Origin of the sequence: Aminobacter sp. BA135 (assembly GCF_050859125.1) — a bacterium.
In the GTDB taxonomy this organism is placed as follows: domain Bacteria; phylum Pseudomonadota; class Alphaproteobacteria; order Rhizobiales; family Rhizobiaceae; genus Aminobacter; species Aminobacter ciceronei.
The window spans coordinates 2,581,851-2,598,607 of the sequence record NZ_CP139572.1 but is presented as its reverse complement, the minus strand read 5'-3'; the positions used below and the strand labels follow the sequence as shown (position 1 = coordinate 2,598,607).

17 protein-coding genes are annotated in these 16,757 nt (G+C 63.0%); 1 reads left to right on the top strand and 16 read right to left on the bottom strand.

Going from position 1 to position 16,757, the window contains the following annotated elements; translation table 11 throughout:
- Window positions 1–131 precede the first annotated feature (131 nt).
- The 4 genes from hydA to SLT36_RS12545 all read right to left on the bottom strand — a co-directional run bounded on the left by hydA (window position 132) and on the right by SLT36_RS12545 (window position 4,626).
- Window positions 132–1,583 carry a dihydropyrimidinase gene (gene hydA / locus SLT36_RS12560; protein WP_432287848.1) on the bottom strand — a complete coding sequence of 484 codons (1,452 nt, stop codon included), beginning with the start codon at window positions 1,581–1,583 and terminating at the stop codon, window positions 132–134.
- A 156-nt stretch (window positions 1,584–1,739) separates the two neighbouring features.
- A complete protein-coding gene (locus SLT36_RS12555) occupies window positions 1,740–2,990 on the bottom strand; it encodes a Zn-dependent hydrolase (protein WP_432287847.1) in 1,251 nt (416 codons plus the stop codon).
- A gap of 11 nt (window positions 2,991–3,001) precedes the next feature.
- Window positions 3,002–3,301 (bottom strand): cupin domain-containing protein, encoded by a 300-nt coding sequence (locus SLT36_RS12550; RefSeq protein WP_310317013.1) that lies wholly within the window; start codon window positions 3,299–3,301, stop codon window positions 3,002–3,004.
- Window positions 3,298–4,626 carry an aspartate aminotransferase family protein gene (locus tag SLT36_RS12545; protein WP_432287845.1) on the bottom strand — a complete coding sequence of 443 codons (1,329 nt, stop codon included), beginning with the start codon at window positions 4,624–4,626 and terminating at the stop codon, window positions 3,298–3,300. The genes SLT36_RS12550 and SLT36_RS12545 overlap by 4 nt, the downstream gene beginning before the upstream one ends.
- A gap of 239 nt (window positions 4,627–4,865) precedes the next feature.
- On the opposite strand from SLT36_RS12545, the gene SLT36_RS12540 reads away from it, so the two are divergent.
- On the top strand, window positions 4,866–5,501 hold the full coding sequence (locus tag SLT36_RS12540; RefSeq protein WP_432288314.1) for a TetR family transcriptional regulator C-terminal domain-containing protein: 636 nt from the start codon (window positions 4,866–4,868) through the stop codon (window positions 5,499–5,501).
- A 140-nt stretch (window positions 5,502–5,641) separates the two neighbouring features.
- Here the strand turns inward: SLT36_RS12540 and SLT36_RS12535 are convergent, their stop codons facing one another.
- From SLT36_RS12535 to SLT36_RS12480, 12 genes are all read right to left on the bottom strand, one after another.
- Window positions 5,642–5,863 carry a hypothetical protein gene (locus SLT36_RS12535; RefSeq protein WP_432287844.1) on the bottom strand — a complete coding sequence of 74 codons (222 nt, stop codon included), beginning with the start codon at window positions 5,861–5,863 and terminating at the stop codon, window positions 5,642–5,644.
- Window positions 5,836–6,237, bottom strand: coding sequence for an EF-hand domain-containing protein (locus tag SLT36_RS12530; protein ID WP_432287842.1), 402 nt, complete (start codon window positions 6,235–6,237; stop codon window positions 5,836–5,838). Before SLT36_RS12530 ends, SLT36_RS12535 begins: the two co-directional genes overlap by 28 nt.
- Window positions 6,238–6,645: 408 nt before the next feature.
- The gene (locus SLT36_RS12525) at window positions 6,646–7,023 is read right to left on the bottom strand and encodes a DoxX family protein (RefSeq protein WP_432287841.1); all 378 of its coding nucleotides are present in this window, start codon (window positions 7,021–7,023) and stop codon (window positions 6,646–6,648) included.
- 70 nt (window positions 7,024–7,093) lie between these two features.
- Window positions 7,094–7,552, bottom strand: coding sequence for a carboxymuconolactone decarboxylase family protein (locus SLT36_RS12520; protein ID WP_432287840.1), 459 nt, complete (start codon window positions 7,550–7,552; stop codon window positions 7,094–7,096).
- Between the two features lie 4 nt (window positions 7,553–7,556).
- On the bottom strand, window positions 7,557–8,075 hold the full coding sequence (locus SLT36_RS12515) for an RrF2 family transcriptional regulator (protein WP_432287839.1): 519 nt from the start codon (window positions 8,073–8,075) through the stop codon (window positions 7,557–7,559).
- A 91-nt stretch (window positions 8,076–8,166) separates the two neighbouring features.
- Window positions 8,167–8,574 (bottom strand): AprI/Inh family metalloprotease inhibitor, encoded by a 408-nt coding sequence (locus SLT36_RS12510; RefSeq protein ID WP_432287838.1) that lies wholly within the window; start codon window positions 8,572–8,574, stop codon window positions 8,167–8,169.
- An 89-nt stretch (window positions 8,575–8,663) separates the two neighbouring features.
- Window positions 8,664–9,053 carry a nuclear transport factor 2 family protein gene (locus SLT36_RS12505; protein WP_432287837.1) on the bottom strand — a complete coding sequence of 130 codons (390 nt, stop codon included), beginning with the start codon at window positions 9,051–9,053 and terminating at the stop codon, window positions 8,664–8,666.
- 12 nt (window positions 9,054–9,065) lie between these two features.
- Entirely contained in the window at window positions 9,066–10,379 is a 1,314-nt protein-coding gene (gene preA / locus SLT36_RS12500; RefSeq protein ID WP_432287835.1) for an NAD-dependent dihydropyrimidine dehydrogenase subunit PreA, read from the bottom strand.
- A gap of 11 nt (window positions 10,380–10,390) precedes the next feature.
- Window positions 10,391–11,743: an NAD(P)-dependent oxidoreductase gene (locus SLT36_RS12495; RefSeq protein WP_432287834.1), complete on the bottom strand. Its 1,353-nt coding sequence runs from the start codon at window positions 11,741–11,743 to the stop codon at window positions 10,391–10,393.
- Window positions 11,744–12,382: 639 nt separating this feature from the next.
- Window positions 12,383–14,518: a dipeptide ABC transporter ATP-binding protein gene (locus SLT36_RS12490; protein ID WP_432287832.1), complete on the bottom strand. Its 2,136-nt coding sequence runs from the start codon at window positions 14,516–14,518 to the stop codon at window positions 12,383–12,385.
- Between the two features lie 11 nt (window positions 14,519–14,529).
- Entirely contained in the window at window positions 14,530–15,687 is a 1,158-nt protein-coding gene (locus SLT36_RS12485; RefSeq protein ID WP_432287830.1) for an ABC transporter permease, read from the bottom strand.
- A 12-nt stretch (window positions 15,688–15,699) separates the two neighbouring features.
- Window positions 15,700–16,734: an ABC transporter permease gene (locus SLT36_RS12480; RefSeq protein ID WP_310316974.1), complete on the bottom strand. Its 1,035-nt coding sequence runs from the start codon at window positions 16,732–16,734 to the stop codon at window positions 15,700–15,702.
- Window positions 16,735–16,757: the final 23 nt, after the last annotated feature.

The window sequence follows — 16,757 nt, the reverse complement described above, 5'->3', positions numbered from 1 at the left end:
GGCAGCCATCCCTGTTCGGTACATTAGGAAACCGCCCGCGCATCTACGCGGGCCTATTGCAGCCACCGCAAAAGACGGCAGCAGCCGCAGGCATAGCCCGACGGCCATAGAAGCTGGCCGCCTCAAGCCGCTCACACCCCCGTAGCCGGGATGCCCGTGCGTTCGACCTTGCGCGGCGCGGTGATCTCCTTCCACTGCGACAGCGCTCGGTTGACCGCCGCATGCGGCTCGCGGGCGACGAATTCGCCATGGCCGGGATGCACCTTGACCTCGTGCTCCTGGATCGCCAGTTCGCCGCGGGTGAAGACGAAGCGCGGCAGGCCGGTCAGCTCGATGCCCTCGAAGACATTGTAGTCGATGACCGACTGCTGGCTCTTTGCGGCGATGGTCTTCTTGCGCTTGGGATCCCAGACGATGACGTCGGCGTCCGCGCCTTCGACGATGGCGCCCTTCTTGGGATACATGTTGAGGATCTTGGCGATGTTGGTCGAGGTCACTGCCACGAACTCGTTCATCGTCAGCCGGCCGGTGTTGACCCCCTTGGTCCACAGGACCGGCATGCGGTCCTCAAGACCACCGGTGCCATTGGGAATCTTGGTGAAATTGCCGACGCCGGTGCGCTTCTGCGCCGTCGTGAACGAGCAATGGTCGGTCGCCACCACCTGGAGAGAACCCGCCTGGAGGCCGGCCCACAGCGAATCCTGGTGCAGCTTGTTGCGGAAGGGCGGGCTCATCACCCGGCGTGCGGCGTGATCCCAGTCCTTGTTGAAATATTCGGTCTCATCGAGCACCAGATGCTGGATCAGCGGCTCGCCATAGACGCGCATGCCCTTCTGGCGGGCCCGGCGGATCGCCTCATGCGCCTGCTCGCAGGAGGTGTGCACGACATAGAGCGGCGAGCCCACCATATCGGCGATCATGATGGCGCGGTTGGTCGCCTCGCCCTCGACCTCGGGCGGACGCGAATAGGCATGCGCCTCGGGGCCGTTGTTGCCTTCGGCCAAAAGCTTGGCCGACAGCTGGGCGACGACGTCGCCGTTTTCGGCATGGACCAGCGGCAGCGCGCCGAGCTCGGCGCAACGCTTGAACGACGAGTACATCTCGTCGTCGTCGACCATCAGCGCGCCCTTGTAGGCCATGAAGTGCTTGAACGAGGTAATGCCGTTGTCGACCACCTGAGCCATCTCGTTGAACACCTGTTCGCCCCACCAGGTGATCGCCATGTGGAACGAGTAGTCGGAGCAGGCCTTGGAGGTCTTGTTGTCCCACATCTGAAGCGCTTCGAGCAGCGACTGGCCCGGCGACGGCAGGCAGAAATCGACGACCATGGTCGTGCCGCCGGACAGCGCCGCGCGTGTGCCGCTCTCGAAATCGTCGGCCGAATAGGTGCCCATGAACGGCATTTCGAGATGGGTATGCGGATCGATGCCGCCGGGCATGATGTAGCAGCCGGTCGCATCGAACTCATGATCGGCATGCAGATTCTCGCCAATGGCGACGATCTTGCCATGCTGGATCAGCACGTCGGCCTTCCACGTCCGGTCGGCCGTGACGATGGTGCCGTTTCGGATGACTTTGGTCATTTGTCAGTTCCCCTATTTTCGTGCCGCGCCTCTTTTGTGCGCTTTGGCATTGTTCAGATCAGTTCAGCAGCGCTACCCCGCATCGGCCGTGCCACGCAAAGCACCCCTCCCCGGCAAGGGGAGAGGCCAGATGCGCAAGGGTATGAGCGCAAAAGCTCACGCAACGATCTCCGCCGTCTCGACCACGGCGTGGAACAGCACGTCGCAACCGGCGGCGGCCCATTCCGGATAGATTTCCTCGTCTTCGTTGTGGCTCAAACCGTCGACGCAAGGACAAAACACCATCGCCGTCGGCGCCACCCGGTTGATCCAGCAGGCGTCATGACCGGCGCCCGAGATGATATCGCGATGGCTGTAGCCGAGCCTGTCGGCAGCGTCGCGCACCGCCTTGACGCAATCCTCGTCGAAGGTGACCGGGTCGAAATGACCGACCTGCTCGATCTCATAGGAGATATCCAGCGCCTCGCAGATCAGCGCCACGCCCTCTCGGATGCGGCTGTCCATGGCGTCGAGCACTTCCTTTTCCGGCGAGCGGATGTCGATGGTGAAGACGGTGCGCCCGGCAATGATGTTGCGCGAGTTTGGGTAGACCTCCATGTGGCCGACCGCGCCGACGGCGTCGGGCTGGTAGTCCATGGCGATCTCATGCACCAGCTCGGTCACCCGCGCCATGCCAAGGCCGGCGTTACGGCGCTTGTACATCGGCGTAGAGCCGGTATGCGCCTCGGTGCCGGTCAGCGTTACCTGCAGCCACTTCAACCCTTGCCCATGGGTGACCACGCCGATTTCGATCTCTTCATCCTCTAGGATCGGGCCTTGCTCGATATGCAGTTCGAAGAAGGCCCTCATCTGGCGGGCGCCGACCTTTTCGGTGCCCTTCCAGCCGATGCGCTCCAACTCGTCGCCAAAGCGCGCGCCATGCGCGTCCGTGCGGGCATAGGCGAAATCCTGCTCAAGCACACCGGCGAACACGCCCGATGCCAGCATGGCCGGGGCAAAACGGGTGCCTTCCTCGTTGGTCCAGTTGGCGACGACGATCGGATGCCTGGTCTTGATGCCGAGGTCGTTGAGCGTGCGCACAACCTCAAGACCGCCGAGAACGCCCAGCACGCCGTCGAACTTGCCGCCCGTCGGCTGGGTGTCGAGATGGCTGCCGACATAGACCGGCAGCGCCTCGGGATCGGTGCCTTCGCGACGGGCAAACATCGTGCCCATCTCGTCGACGCCCATTTCAAGCCCGGCCGCGTCGCACCACTTCTTGAACAGGTGGCGGCCCTCGCCGTCCTCGTCGGTCAGGGTCTGGCGATTGTTGCCGCCGGCAATGCCGGGGCCAATCTTCGCCATTTCCATCAGCGAATCCCACAAACGCTCTGAATTGATTCGCAGATTTTCGCCTGGTGCGGACATGGTTCGGACCCTTATGCTTTCAACTCGACTTCAACGAACGACATAGGCTTGTCGCCGGCATTGACCACATTGTGCTCGACGCCCTCGTCGCGCCTATAGGCGACGCCGGCAGCCATGTCGACGCGTCGCGTGCCTCCGCCGGGCTCTTCCAGCAGGAAAGCGCAAGGCGTGATCGTCGTCACGACATAGTCCATGCCATGGCGGTGCCAACGTGTTTCCGCGCCGGGATCGAAATCCCAGCGCGTGACGCGGACCTTGTCGTCGTCGACGAGCACTTCGCTCGTCGCCTGCTGCCGCGCCTGGTAGGTCAATCCACCATCCTCAGCACTTCGCGGACGTGGTCGATCAGCTCATTGATCTGGCCCTTGGTGATGATCAGCGGCGGCGACAGGGCGATGATGTCGCCGGTCGTGCGGATCAGCGCGCCACGCTCGAACGCCTTGACGAAGGCCGAGAAGGCACGTTTGGTCGGCGCGCCAGCCATCGGCTGCAGCTCGATCGCGCCGATCAGGCCGATGTTGCGGATGTCGATGACATGCGGCTCGCCCTTGAGCGAATGCAGCGCATCCTCCCAGTAGGAGGCAAGCTCCGCGCCGCGGGTCAAAAGGCCCTCTTCCTTGTAAGTGTCGAGCGTGGCGAGTGCCGCGGCCGAAGCAATCGGATTGCCCGAATAGGTGTAGCCGTGGAAGAACTCGATCATATGCTCGGGGCCGGTCATGAAGGCGTCGTGAATTTCCTTCTTCACGAACACAGCACCCATCGGGATGACGCCGTTGGAGACGCCCTTGGCGGTGGTGATGATGTCGGGGATGACGCCGAAATAGTCGGCCGCGAACGGCGTGCCGAGACGGCCGAACCCGGTGATGACCTCGTCAAAGATCAACAGGATGCCGTGTTTGGTGCAGATGTCGCGCAGCTTCTGCAGATAACCCTTCGGCGGGATCAGCACGCCGGTGGAGCCGGCGACCGGCTCGACGATGACGGCGGCGATTGTCGAGGCATCATGCAGCGTGACGATGCGCTCGAGTTCGTCGGCCAATTCTGCGCCATATTCCGGCTCGCCCTTGGTAAAGGCGTTCTTGGCCGGCAGGTGGGTGTGCGGCATGTGGTCGACGCCGCCAAGCAGCGTGCCGAACATCTTACGGTTGGTGACGATGCCGCCGACCGAGATGCCGCCGAAATTGACGCCATGATAGCCGCGTTCGCGGCCGATCAGGCGGGTGCGCGCGCCGTCGCCCTTCACCCGGTGATAGGCCAGCGCCATCTTGAGCGCGGTTTCGACCGATTCCGAACCGGAATTGGTGAAGAAGACGTGGTCCATGCCCTTGGGCGCGATGTCGACGAGGCGGTTGGCCAGCTCGAAGACGATCGGGTGACCCATCTGGAAGGCCGGCGCATAGTCGAGCTCTGCCGCCTGCTTCTGGATCGCCTCGGTGATCTTGGGCCGGCAGTGGCCGGCATTGACGCACCAGAGACCGGCGGTGCCGTCGAGAATCTTGCGGCCGTCGCTCGAGGTGTAATGCATGTCCTTGGCCGCAACCATCATGCGCGGCGCCTGCTTGAACTGCCGGTTCGAGGTGAACGGCATCCAGAATGCGCTGAGATCGTTGGGCGTAACTTTGAGCCTGTCCGACATGACCAAGCTTTCCTTTCTTCCCCTGTTTAGGTACGGCCAACGCTTGGTCTTCGGTGCGTTTTCATGCTACGCAATTTTTTGACCGAATGGACAAACGTTAGCACCGCCGCATTGGCGGTCAAGGGATTACTACCGGAAATGCGGCTTCTGAGGCGCGCTCCACAGGTCGGCAAGAACTGGTCCAGCGGATTGGTCCAGATGCGATCTCCGTCCACCCTCAAATGCGGGATGTCATGACCATGGAAGGCTCGACACCGCGCGGCCGCACCCGCATCCAGAAAGAGAAGCGCGAGGTCATCCTCGAGGCCGCCCTGGAGGTGTTTTCGACCAACGGCTTCCGTGGCTCGACCATCGACCAGATCGCCGAGGCGGCGGGCATGTCGAAGCCCAATTTGCTCTATTACTTCAGGCGCAAGGAAGACATCCACGAGACGCTGATGCACCGGCTGCTCGACACTTGGCTCGCGCCGCTGAAGGAGCTCGACAACATCGGCGACCCGATGACCGAGTTGCGCGGCTACATCAGGCGCAAGCTCGAAATGGCGCGCGACTATCCGCGCGAGAGCCGGCTCTTCGCCAATGAAATCCTGCAAGGCGCGCCGCGCATCATGCCGATGCTGGAGGGTGAGTTGAAGGAACTCGTCGACGAGAAGGCCGAGGTCATCAAAGGCTGGATGCGGGCCGGCAAGATCGCCAGGACAGACCCCTGGCACCTGATCTTCTCGATCTGGGCGACGACCCAGCATTATGCCGATTTCGACGTCCAGGTCCGCGCCGTGCTCGGCCCGGACCGTGGCGGCGACGGCCGCTTCGAGGATGCCGCCCGGTTTCTCGAACAGCTGTTCCTCGAAGGGCTCAAGCCGAAGGCTGGCTGACAGCGTTATCACGCCACTTCCGTGTCGTTTCCAGCGATCCTGCTCGAACACAAGGCCGGGGGTCTTCTCTCGGAGGCGCGATTGCGCGTCCTTGGGACGGTTTGGCACTCCAGCCACGGCGGCCGGAGCGCAGTCACCCACTACTCCTTCGGCGCCATGAACTCCGGGGGCGACAACCTGCCGTCGGCGTCGCGGTCGAACGCGGCAACGAGATCAGCGCGATCGCCGTCACCACCGACCTCTCCCGGCGACAGGAAGCCGTCCTTGTCAGCGTCGACGGCAGCGAAGGCCCGGTCGACCAGCGCCCGGTGATGCGCCTCGAACTCCTCGAAGTTCAGCTTGCCGTCGCCGTTGAGATCCATTGTCCTGAACTGGCCGGCGCGATCCTTGGCGCCGCCGCTGTCGGGCACGCGCACCGACATACCACCGGCTTGTCCCCCGTCTCGGGTGCCGCACGCATGACGAACATCAGTCCCGGCTGGGCCTTGTCAGCCTTGGGCGGTGCCGGCGGTTCGGCCGTATTGGCCGCTGGCCCGATCCGGAAGGTTCTTGACAATGTTCCGCCGAACTCGTCGGGGCTGAGCGCGCCATTGCCATCGGCGTCGGCTTCCTTGAAAGCGGCCTGCAGGTCCGGCAGTGCGGTGGCTGGCGAGACGGCGAGGCCTATGCCGCCTACGGTGACGAGGGTGGCAAAAAGGGCCATGGATGGCCGGGCGTAGAGGCGAAGTCTGGTCATGTTTCTGTCCCATGCTGAGGGGATTGAACATGCCGCCTCAGTCAGATAGGCGTCGATGAAACCGCGCACGACCTCGCTGGTCGGCCTCCCCTCGGCCCGACTGCGGGCCATCAGGGCCTGCTTGGTGTCGTGCGGAATCCGGATTTCCAGCGTTTCGCTTTTCTTGGGCGTTCTGGGTGTCTCGTCTTCGCCGTCGGCTTGGCGGCTCGCCAATGAGGACAGGCTGCAGCGTTCATTGAAACATGAGAGGCGTCCCGATGCAGGCGTTTTCGTGTCCGGACAAGGTGATTTCACCTTGTTTGAAGAGCGCAACGCCGCTGACCACAGGCCTCTCTCAAATCAGGAAAGCACTTTTTCTGGCATGACTTGGCAGCACAGGTTGAATCTGTTCCTTTGCTGCAAAGCGGCTTAACCACCTGTTGCGATCACCAGCAGAAAACTGCCGGCAAGCGCCACATTGCTGACCACGCCATTGATCCGCGAGGCGCGATCCGGGCCCTGATGATCCCAGAAATTGTTGAACATCAGCGTCCCGGCAATTAGGAACACGATCAGGGCCGCGGCCGCATAGGCGGCGTGAAAGCCGACGACCAGCATCAGGCCGGCGACGATCTGCAGCACGATCCCTGCCCACAGCACCAGGTCTGCCTGCGGCACGCCTCGCGCCGTCATGATGCCCGACAACAGCTTGGTGTTGGCAATGTTGCGCAGACCGGCAAAGACGAAGGCACCACCAAGCAAAAGGCGGCCGATGGCGGCCAATGCCGAAGCATCCGTATCGAACATGAACAGCTCCTTGCGCGGCCGCCATCGGCGACCACTGATAATGCTTTTGATTTTGGGAGAGTTGGTAGGGTTAGGCGGCCTTGGTGGCCTCGACCGGATGGATGGCGTGGAACGTCACGCAGAGCCGGTTCCAGGTGTTGATCATGCCAACGGCCAAGGTCAGCTTGACCAGTTCCTCGGCCGAGAAGTGCCGGAGCGCCTCGGCGTAAAGCTCGGCTGACACGCCGGCATCGGCGATGCTGGTCACCGTCTCGGTCCATTTCAAGGCCATGCGCTCACGCTCGGAAAACAGCGGCGATTCTTTCCAGGCGGCGACCAGCCACAAGCGCTGCTCGGTCTCGCCATCCTGCTTGGCCTCGCGGCTGTGCATGTCGACGCAATAGGAACAGCCGTTGATCTGCGATGCCCTGAGCTTGATCAGGTGCAGCAGCATATGGTCGAGCCCGCAGTCGTTGATGGCGGTGTTCAAGGCCACGACCTGCTTCATCAGATCGGGAGCGGTGGCGAAGAAATTCAGTCTCTGTTTCATGGTCTCAGCCTTTCATCTTGGGTCGGGAATTCTGCGGCCGCTGGTTCTGGGCCACGAAGGCGCAGCTGGCGGCAACGATGCGTTGGTCGGTGTTCTCGGTGAAGTCGGTGACGATGTCGGAGAGACGCGTTCCGGCAAGCGCCATCCGGTAGGCGCGCTCAGCCTTGAGCATCGCGACATTGATGCCGCAGGGTTTTACATAGGCCGAGGGGTCGAGCGCATATTTGCCCTTCTGCCTGATCTCGCCGCAGCGGAACGCCGGCTCCCTACCCTCGATCGCCAGCACGATGTCGAGCAGCGTGATCTGGTCGGCCGGCCGCGCCAGCCTGTAGCCGCCGCTCGGACCCGGCACCGATTCCAGCACCTTTGCCGCCGTCAGTGCCTTCAGGTGCTTGAGCAGGTAGCTCGGGGACAGGCCGAAGGCTTCCGCCATGGCGTTCCCAGGCAGCGTGCCGTCGCCATCGACGCCGGCCAGCATCGCCGCACAATGGATCGCCGCCTCCACGCCATCACCGAGCTTCATCGTGGTCTCCTTATCGTGGATATTTGATATCATGGATAAATCTTATCCGCAATAGGCGCATGCGAACAATCTGGGAAAAACCGTCCACGGCTCACTTCTTCGGCAGTTGCTCGATGGTGAAGATGCCATCGATCTCCTGTGCCGCGATGTAGGTCACGTCGGGTGTGTAGAAACGCAGGCGCATCTGCCTGACGGCGTCGACGAGGTCGATGGCCCAGCCTTCCTTGAGACGCCAGGCGGCAATCTCGTCCATAACAGGAAAGGCTTTGGCGCAGGCCGGGTCGACATCGATCTGCATGCCGCCGATGGTCATCTCGCGCTCGAGCACGACATCGCAGCTCCTGTCGCCGGCCTCGTTGCGGATCCGCCATCTGCCGAGAAAGCCGTCAACCTCGGCCTTGTCGAGCGCATCGAGGTCGAGCGACTGAAGATCGTCGGCCCACGCCCCACGCGAAAGCAGGCTCGCAGCGACCATCACCCCAGCCCCGATCAGACGCATCGCCTGTTCCCTCTCGCTCGCCGCGACGATATCGACACAAGCGCGCCTCTGTCGAGCAGGGCACTCAGCCGGGTTGGCCGGAGCGAGAGTCAGTCGATGTCGGCCGGGCCTTGCGCTGCCGGCGTCACGTGGCTGAGCACGCATTTCCAGCCGGTTCCGTCGTGGACAAAGAAGTCGCTCGTCCATTCGTCGGCATTAAAACGCTGTCCGCGAATATGACCGCTGTTGACCACCCGGGCGGTGTAGACCGCAGTCGCACCGTAAAACGCGACCCTGGCATCGCCGACCGTACGCATCATGTCGTGGGTGAGATCGCCCGAGGCGACAAGGCCAAGAAAATCCGCCCTGTCGGTCGCGCCGTCGGGGCCGATGATCACCCAGTCGTCGGCCATGAAGCGGCCGATGGCGGTAGCATCGTTGGCAACGATCGCCTCCGCCCAGGCAAGAGCGAGTTCAACGATCTCGCTCCTGTCGTCCATGGTTTGCCGCCCCTACTCCGCCGCCACCTTGGCCATCGGATTGTTGGGGTGCGTCGTCCAGTTGGCATAGTGCGGCGACACCGGCTTTCCGGTGCGCTTGTCCATGGCGCCCACGGCCAGCGGTTCCATGGTGATGCAGCCGTCGACCGGGCAGACATTGACGCAGAGATTGCAGCCGACGCACTCTTCCTCGATCACCTCGAAATGCCTGATACCGTCGAGCATGCTGGTAATTGCCTGGTGCGAGGTGTCCTCGCAGGCGATGTGGCAGCGGCCGCACTTGATGCAGGCGTCCTGGTCGATATGCGCCTTGGCGACGTAATTGAGGTTGAGATACTGCCAGTCGGTGACATTGGGCGTGGCGCGGCCGACGATGTCGTCGAGCGACTTGTGGCCCTTCTCGTCCATCCAGTTTTCGAGGCCGGCGATCATCTCCTGCACGATCTTGAAGCCATAAGTCATGGCGGCGGTGCAGACCTGCACGTTGCCGGCGCCCAGCGCCATGAATTCGGCCGCATCGCGCCAGGTGGTGATGCCGCCGATGCCGGAGATCGGCAGGCCCGCCGTCTCGGAATCGCGCGCGATCTCGGCCACCATGTTCATGGCGATCGGCTTGACCGCCGGGCCGCAATAGCCGCCATGCGAGCCCTTGCCGTCGATGGTCGGTTGCGGTGCGAAGCTGTCGAGATCGACGCCGGTGATCGAGTTGATGGTGTTGATCAGCGACACGGCGTCGGTGCCGCCGGCAAGGGCTGCCCGCGCCGGCTTGCGCACATCGGTGATGTTGGGCGTCAGCTTGGTGATGACGGGCATGCGGGTGTTGGCCTTGCACCAGCGCACCACCATCTCGATATATTCGGGCACCTGGCCGACGGCTGCGCCCATGCCGCGTTCCGACATGCCGTGCGGGCAGCCGAAATTGAGCTCGATGCCATCGGCGCCGGTCTCCTCGACGACAGGCAGGATCGCTTTCCAGGCCTCCTCGATGCAGGGCACCATCAGCGACACGACGATCGCCCGATCGGGCCACTCCATCTTGGTCTGCTTGATCTCGCGCAGATTGGTCTGCAGGTCGCGGTCGGTGATCAGTTCGATGTTGTTGAGGCCGAGCAGGCGCCGGTCGGCCCCCCAGATCGCGCCATAACGTGGACCGTTGACGTTGACGACAGGCGGGCCTTCCTCTCCCAGCGTCTTCCAGACCACGCCGCCCCAGCCCGCCTTGAAGGCGCGGACGACGTTGTAGGCCTTGTCGGTAGGCGGCGCGGACGCCAGCCAGAACGGGTTGGGCGACTTGATGCCGACGAAATTGTTGCGGATGTCTGCCATCTTGTCCTCCCTCAGCCGACCAGGGCGCGGTGGATGGATTCAGCCGCGTCGCGCCCTTGCGCCACGGCCGAGACGGTCAGGTCGTCGCCTCCTGCGATACAGTCGCCACCGGCCCAGACCTTGGCGAGCGAGGTACGCCCTTCGCCGTCAACCTTGATGCGGCCGCCTTCCATGGCAACCGATGGGCCGCTGCCGTTGAGCGCCGAAGGCTCGAAACTCTGGCCAATCGCCTTGAACACCTGATCGGCGGCAAGCCTGACGATCTCTCCGGTGCCGGCGAGCTTGTCGCCCTTCATGGCGGTGTATTCGAGCTCGATGGCGACCACCTTGCCGTCTTCGGAGATGACCTTCTTCGGCTGCAGCCAGTGGCGGATGACGACGCCGTTGGCAGCCGCCAGATCCTGCTCGAATTCCGATGCGTTCATATGCTCCTGGCCGCGGCGGTAGCAAATCGTCACCTCCTCGGCGCCGAGCAGCTTGGACTGCACGGCAGCATCGACCGCCGTCATACCGCCACCGATGACGACGACGCGGCGCCCGACCGGCAGGCCGGCGAGATCGCTCGACTGGCGAAGCACAGAGATGAAGTCGACGGCATTGGAGACGCCGGAGGCATCCTCGCCTTCGGCGCGCAGCGCGTTGACGCCGGCGAGGCCGAGGCCGAGGAACACTGCGTCGTAAGAAGCAGTCAGGTCGGCGAGATGGTAGTCGCGCCCAAGCGCCTTATCGTTCTCCGTGTTGATGCCGCCGATCGCGGTGACGTAGTCGACTTCGGCCTGGGCGAAATCGTCGGTGCTCTTGTAGGCGGCGATGCCGTATTCGTTGAGGCCGCCTGACTTGGGCCGCGCCTCGAGGATTGTCACGTCATGCCCGTGACGCGCCAGCCGGTGCGCGGCGGCAAGGCCGGCCGGGCCGGCGCCGACGATGGCGACCTTCTTGCCGGTCGGCTCGGCACGACTGTAAAACTGCTTGCCCTGCTGCATCGCCACATCGGTGGCGTAACGCTGCAGGCGGCCGATCTGCACCGGCTTGCCTTCGGCAACCTCGCGGACGCAGACCTCCTCGCACAACGTTTCGGTCGGGCAGACGCGCGCACACATGCCGCCGAGGATGTTCTGGTCGAAGATCGTCTTGGCCGATCCGATCGGATTGCCGGTCGAAATCTGGCGAATGAACATCGGGATATCGATCGATGTCGGGCAAGCCTGCATGCAGGGCGCGTCGTAGCAGAAATAGCACCGATCGGACTCCACCAGCGCCTCGTGATGGTCGAGCGCGGGGTGCAGGTCGGAGAAATTGTCGGTGTATTGTGCTGGCGCAAGGCGGCCGCCGACGATGCCTTCCTTGAAGTGACCTTCTGCCATTCCAGTTCCCCAATTTATTCTCATTTTGAGGAAGCGTAGCACGTTCTATTTTTTATCAATTGGTCAATTTTTTGCGTAAGTATCTGATTTTACACAAAAATAATATGAATATTTTGGTCAGGATTTGATGGTTCAGGGGCCTTCGCTTCCGTAGGGATAGGTGAGGCGTTGGCGAGACTTTCATCCGATGCGGGAGAAGGCAGCTCATCCGGGCGCGCGAGCGCGGCCGGGCTATCCACGCCGTTTGGACGTGTTGGCCGTGCCTCTACGCAAACCTTCAGCTTTGCGATCCTTCGCACCCCCTCTGCCCTGCCGGGCATCTCCCCCACAAGGAGGGAGATTAGCCGCGCCGCCGGCGGCACCCCTCCTGCGGCGTCAGATAGGACAAGCCTTGCTACATTGGCGATTGGCCGAGGCGGCGATGCAGCTTGATCTCCCCCCTTGTGGGGGAGATGCCCGGCAGGGCAGAGGGGGGGTGTGACGGATCGCGGCCAAGGCGATCTTCGGGAGTTCCGCTTGGCGATTGTTGTTCAAAAATTGGGCGTGGAGAACTTCTCCACGCCCTCATCCGTTCAAGCCAACGTAACCTGCCCTCATATTCCGGGCATCACGCGGCTCAAGCCTCCAACCGCCCGCCCCTCACGCCTCCGGCGTAATGTCGTGCGCGCCTGGTGCCGCGCCTTTGCCGAGGCTGATGACCGGCTCCATGGCGTCGAAGGCGCTCGGCGGGAGGTGGCATTTGATCTGGTGGCCGTCGCCGAACTCGCGCATCGGCGGCACCTGGGTTTCGCAGAGATTGCCCGGCACCTGGCTCTTGTAGCGGCAGCGGGTCTGGAATGGGCAGCCGGACGGCGGGTTCATCGCCGAGGGAATGTCGCCTTCCAGCACGATGTGCTTCTTGACGACGGACGTGTCGGCGATCGGGATCGCCGAGAGCAGTGCCTCGGTATAGGGGTGATAGGGCGGGGAAAAGATCTGGTCGGTGGTGCCCTGCTCGACGATGTGGCCGAGATACATGACCACGACGCGGTCGGCGATATAGCGCACGACGGAGAGATCGTGGCTGATGAACAGCATCGTCGTCTTCGACTTGCGCTGAATGTCCATCAGGAGCTCGGTGACGGCCGCCTGGACGGAGACGTCGAGCGCTGAAACCGGCTCGTCGGCAACGACGACCCTGGCCTGTCCGGCGAAAGCGCGAGCGACGCCGATGCGCTGCTTCTGGCCACCCGAGAGCTGGCGCGGCATGCGCTCGGCGAAGGCGCGCGGCAGCTTGACGAGGTCGAGCAGTTCCAGCATGCGTTGCTTGCGGTCGCCTGCGGTCTTGCCGACCTTGAACTTTTCGAGTGTACGAACGATCTGCGAGCCCACCGAATGGCTGGGATTGAGCGTGTCGAACGGGTTCTGGAACACCATCTGGATCGACGCGACGGTGCCGACGTCACGGTCTTCGATGCCAGTCGACTGGATTTCCTTGTTGCCGAGCAGCACCTTGCCGGAACTGGCGGTTTCGAGGCCGAGCAGCACCTTGGCGAGCGTCGACTTGCCACAGCCACTTTCGCCGACGATGGCGACGGTTTCGGATTCGCGCGCCTCGAAGCTGATCGTCTCGTTGGCCTTGACCACCCTGCCTTCGCTGGAGCCGAAGACCTCGCTGCCGCCAACGCGGTAATATTTCCTCAGGTCGTCGATCTTGAGCACCGGGGCTCCCGGCTTGACCGGCTCGTGCTTCTTTTCGGCGCCCGGCGGCATCGCTGCCCAGTCGATCTCGTTGAAGCGCACACAGCGGCTGAAATGGCCCTCATGGCCGGCCACAGGGATCATCGGGATCTCGGCGGCGTTGCAGACGCCTTCGACGAAATGGTGGCAGCGCGGGCCGAAATTGCAGCCCTTGGGACGCTGGTGCGGCAAGGGCAGCTGGCCGGGAATGGCAACCAGCGGGCGCGAGTTCTTGTCGGCGCCGGGCAGCGGGATCGAGCGGAACAGCCCTTGCGTATAGGGGTGGCGCATCCGGTCGAAGACGTCCTTGATCGAGCCGGTTTCCACTGCCTCGCCGGAATACATCACCGTGATGCGGTCGCAGGTCTCGAGGATCAGGCCGAGATTGTGCGACACGAAGATCATCGAGGTGCCGAACTGCTTGCCCAACCCCTTGACCAATTGGACGATGCCGGCCTCAACGGTGACGTCGAGCGCTGTCGTCGGCTCATCGAGCAAAAGCAACGCCGGATTGGACAGCAGCGCCATGGCAATGACGATGCGCTGCTGCTGGCCGCCGGACAGCTGATGCGGGAAAGAGCGCATCATGCGCTCGGGGTCGGGCAGCTTAACGGAGCGGACCATTTCGAGTGCGCGTTTGTAGGCCTCCTCCTTCGACACCTTGTCGTGGATCATCGGCACTTCCATCAGCTGCTGGCCGACCTTCATCGCCGGGTTCAGGCTGGCCATCGGCTCCTGGTAGATCATGGCGATCTTGTTGCCACGGATGGAGCGCAGCTCGTCCTCGGACATGTCGCCCATGTCCTTGCCTTGGAACCTGATGCGGCCGCCGACGATCTTTCCGATGTTGGAAAGGTCGCGCATGATGCCGAGCGACACTGTCGACTTGCCGCAGCCGCTTTCGCCGACGATGCCCATCGCCTCGCCCGGCATGACGGTGCAGGAGAAGTCCATAACGGCGGGGATCTCGCCGCGACGGGTGAAGAACGAGATCGACAGGTTTTCGATCTCGATGATCGGTTCCTGGGCGGTGGCGTTTCTGACGGTCTCGTTCATGACGCTCTCCTTCAGTCCTTCATCGATTGTTCGCGCAGCGCATCGGCAAGAAGGTTGAGGCCGAGCACGAAGGACATCAGCGCGATTGTCGGCGGCAATGCCGGGTGGATGAAGGAGCGCAGCAGGCGGCTGGCGTCCTTGATCGCGGTACCCCAGTCCGGGCTTTCGGGTGCCAAGCCGAGGCCGAAATAGCCGAGCGTGCCGAGCAGGATGGTGGTGTAGCCGATGCGCAGGCAGGCATCGACGATCAGAGGGCCGCGCGCATTGGGCAGGATCTCCCACAGCATGATGTACCACGGGCTCTCGCCGCGGGTCTGGGCGGCGGAGACGTAGTCGCGCGTCTTGATGTCCATGGTCAGGCCGCGGACGATGCGAAACACGCCCGGGCTGGAAGCGAAGACGACGGCGACGAAGATGTTGAGCTGGTTGGGATCGATCGAGATGATGCCGAGCGGGTCTGCGTTGAAGACCAGTCCGACATAGACCCAGCCGCCGAGCAGCAGGGTGAGCCCGAGCAGCAGATAGATCCGCTCTGGCCGGCTCTTGAAGCGGGTGTAGAACAGCACCGAAAAAAAGATGATCGGGAACAGGAAGAACACGCCGGCCATGGCATAGGGGATCGGCGTGTCCATGATGCCGGGGGTGACCAGCAGGTAGAACAGCAGGATCACCGGGAAGGCGAGCACGAGGTTGGCGAGGAAGGACAGGAACGAGTCGATACGCCCGCCATAATAGCCGGCCGGCAGGCCGAGCGTGATGCCGACCATCAGCGCGAAGGCGGTGGCGGCAGGTGCGATAATCAGCACGATCTGGCTGCCATAGACCATGCGCGAGAACACGTCGCGGGCGAGCTTGTCGCCGCCGAACAGATAGACCTGCTTCGACGCGGGTTCGATGGCACCGGGCAGCGCGTCCTTCATGACAGGGATCTGGCTGAGCGGATCGAAGGGCGCGACCTTGGCCGCGAAGATCGCCGTGAACAGCCAGAAGAAGCAGATGCCGACGCCGGCGATGCCGACGCCACTGTCGAAGAGTTGGCCGTAGAGGCCTAGATGTTTGCGGAAGTTGAAGCTGGCGACCAGCACGATGGCCATGGCCAGCCACACCGGCCAGAAGCGGGCGAGCACGCCGAGGAAGGTCTGGAAGGCGCCGATATATTCGATCTGCATGCGGCCGTCTCCCTACTGAACGCGGATGCGTGGATTGAGGTAGGCATAGCCGACATCCGAGATCAGCTGGGTGATCAGCACGATGAAGACCGAGACCAGCGAGCAGCCGAGCAACAGGTCGATGTCGTTGTTGCCGGCGGCTTCGACCAGCGTGTAGCCGAAGCCCTGGTAGCGGAACATCACCTCAACGATGACGACGCCGGTGAGCAGCCACGGGAACTGCAACATGATGACCGTGAACGGTGCGATCAGCGCGTTGCGCAGCGCGTGCTTGACCACGACATTGCCGAAGGACAGGCCCTTGAGGCGGGCGGTGCGGATATATTGCTGGGTCATCACCTCGACCATTGAGGCACGCGTCATGCGAGCGATGTAGCCGATGCCGTAGATGGCCAACGTCATCACGGGCAAGGTGAAGTTGTAGAAGGTGATGCCCTGGCTGGCTGAAGCAGCCGAGCCATTGAGCCAGCCCAGCCACGAGGCGAAGATGACGGTGAAGATGACGCCCGAGACATATTCGGGCGTCGCCGTCGTGGCGATCGATGCGACGGACAGGGTGCGGTCGGTGCGCGAGCCCTCGCGCATGCCGGCGAGGATGCCGATCAACAGCGATATCGGCACCATGGTGACGAGCACCCAGAACATCAGGATGCCGGTGGCACCGAGTGCCGGGAAGAGCTTGGTCGCGACGGGTGTCTTGAACTTGGTCGAGCAGCCGAAATCGCCCTGCAGGATGCCGGAATAGGTCGGCTCCGCTGCCTCGTTGCAGAAGCGGAAACGCGGCACCGCCTGGCCGGTGGCCGGGTCGATATTGGGCTGTTTCTGGACGACGCCGAGCCACTGGCCGTAGCGGATGAAGAAGTTCTGGCGATAGCCGTTGCGCTGCAGCCAGCTTTCGAGCTGGTCCGATGTCGTGCGCATTTCGGTCTGGCTGATCGCCAGCTTCTTCAGGTTGGGCTCGAGATTGATGAGGAAGAACACCACGAGGGTCAGGCACAGCATGGTCAATGCCATGGTGCCGAGGCGGCGCGAGATGAAGGATAGCATTGGCGTCCCCTGCCTTTGTGGGT

Excerpts from the sequence above, each read along its gene's own strand:
- hydA (WP_432287848.1), bottom strand. The coding sequence starts at position 1,583 with ATGACCAAAGTCATCCGAAACGGCACCATCGTCACGGCCGACCGGACG.
- SLT36_RS12555 (WP_432287847.1), bottom strand. The coding sequence starts at position 2,990 with ATGTCCGCACCAGGCGAAAATCTGCGAATCAATTCAGAGCGTTTGTGG.
- SLT36_RS12545 (WP_432287845.1), bottom strand. The coding sequence starts at position 4,626 with ATGTCGGACAGGCTCAAAGTTACGCCCAACGATCTCAGCGCATTCTGG.
- SLT36_RS12540 (WP_432288314.1), top strand. The coding sequence starts at position 4,866 with ATGGAAGGCTCGACACCGCGCGGCCGCACCCGCATCCAGAAAGAGAAG.
- SLT36_RS12535 (WP_432287844.1), bottom strand. The coding sequence starts at position 5,863 with ATGGATCTCAACGGCGACGGCAAGCTGAACTTCGAGGAGTTCGAGGCG.
- SLT36_RS12530 (WP_432287842.1), bottom strand. The coding sequence starts at position 6,237 with ATGACCAGACTTCGCCTCTACGCCCGGCCATCCATGGCCCTTTTTGCC.
- SLT36_RS12525 (WP_432287841.1), bottom strand. The coding sequence starts at position 7,023 with ATGTTCGATACGGATGCTTCGGCATTGGCCGCCATCGGCCGCCTTTTG.
- SLT36_RS12520 (WP_432287840.1), bottom strand. The coding sequence starts at position 7,552 with ATGAAACAGAGACTGAATTTCTTCGCCACCGCTCCCGATCTGATGAAG.
- SLT36_RS12515 (WP_432287839.1), bottom strand. The coding sequence starts at position 8,075 with ATGAAGCTCGGTGATGGCGTGGAGGCGGCGATCCATTGTGCGGCGATG.
- SLT36_RS12510 (WP_432287838.1), bottom strand. The coding sequence starts at position 8,574 with ATGCGTCTGATCGGGGCTGGGGTGATGGTCGCTGCGAGCCTGCTTTCG.
- SLT36_RS12505 (WP_432287837.1), bottom strand. The coding sequence starts at position 9,053 with ATGGACGACAGGAGCGAGATCGTTGAACTCGCTCTTGCCTGGGCGGAG.
- preA (WP_432287835.1), bottom strand. The coding sequence starts at position 10,379 with ATGGCAGACATCCGCAACAATTTCGTCGGCATCAAGTCGCCCAACCCG.
- SLT36_RS12495 (WP_432287834.1), bottom strand. The coding sequence starts at position 11,743 with ATGGCAGAAGGTCACTTCAAGGAAGGCATCGTCGGCGGCCGCCTTGCG.
- SLT36_RS12490 (WP_432287832.1), bottom strand. The coding sequence starts at position 14,518 with ATGAACGAGACCGTCAGAAACGCCACCGCCCAGGAACCGATCATCGAG.
- SLT36_RS12485 (WP_432287830.1), bottom strand. The coding sequence starts at position 15,687 with ATGCAGATCGAATATATCGGCGCCTTCCAGACCTTCCTCGGCGTGCTC.
- SLT36_RS12480 (WP_310316974.1), bottom strand. The coding sequence starts at position 16,734 with ATGCTATCCTTCATCTCGCGCCGCCTCGGCACCATGGCATTGACCATG.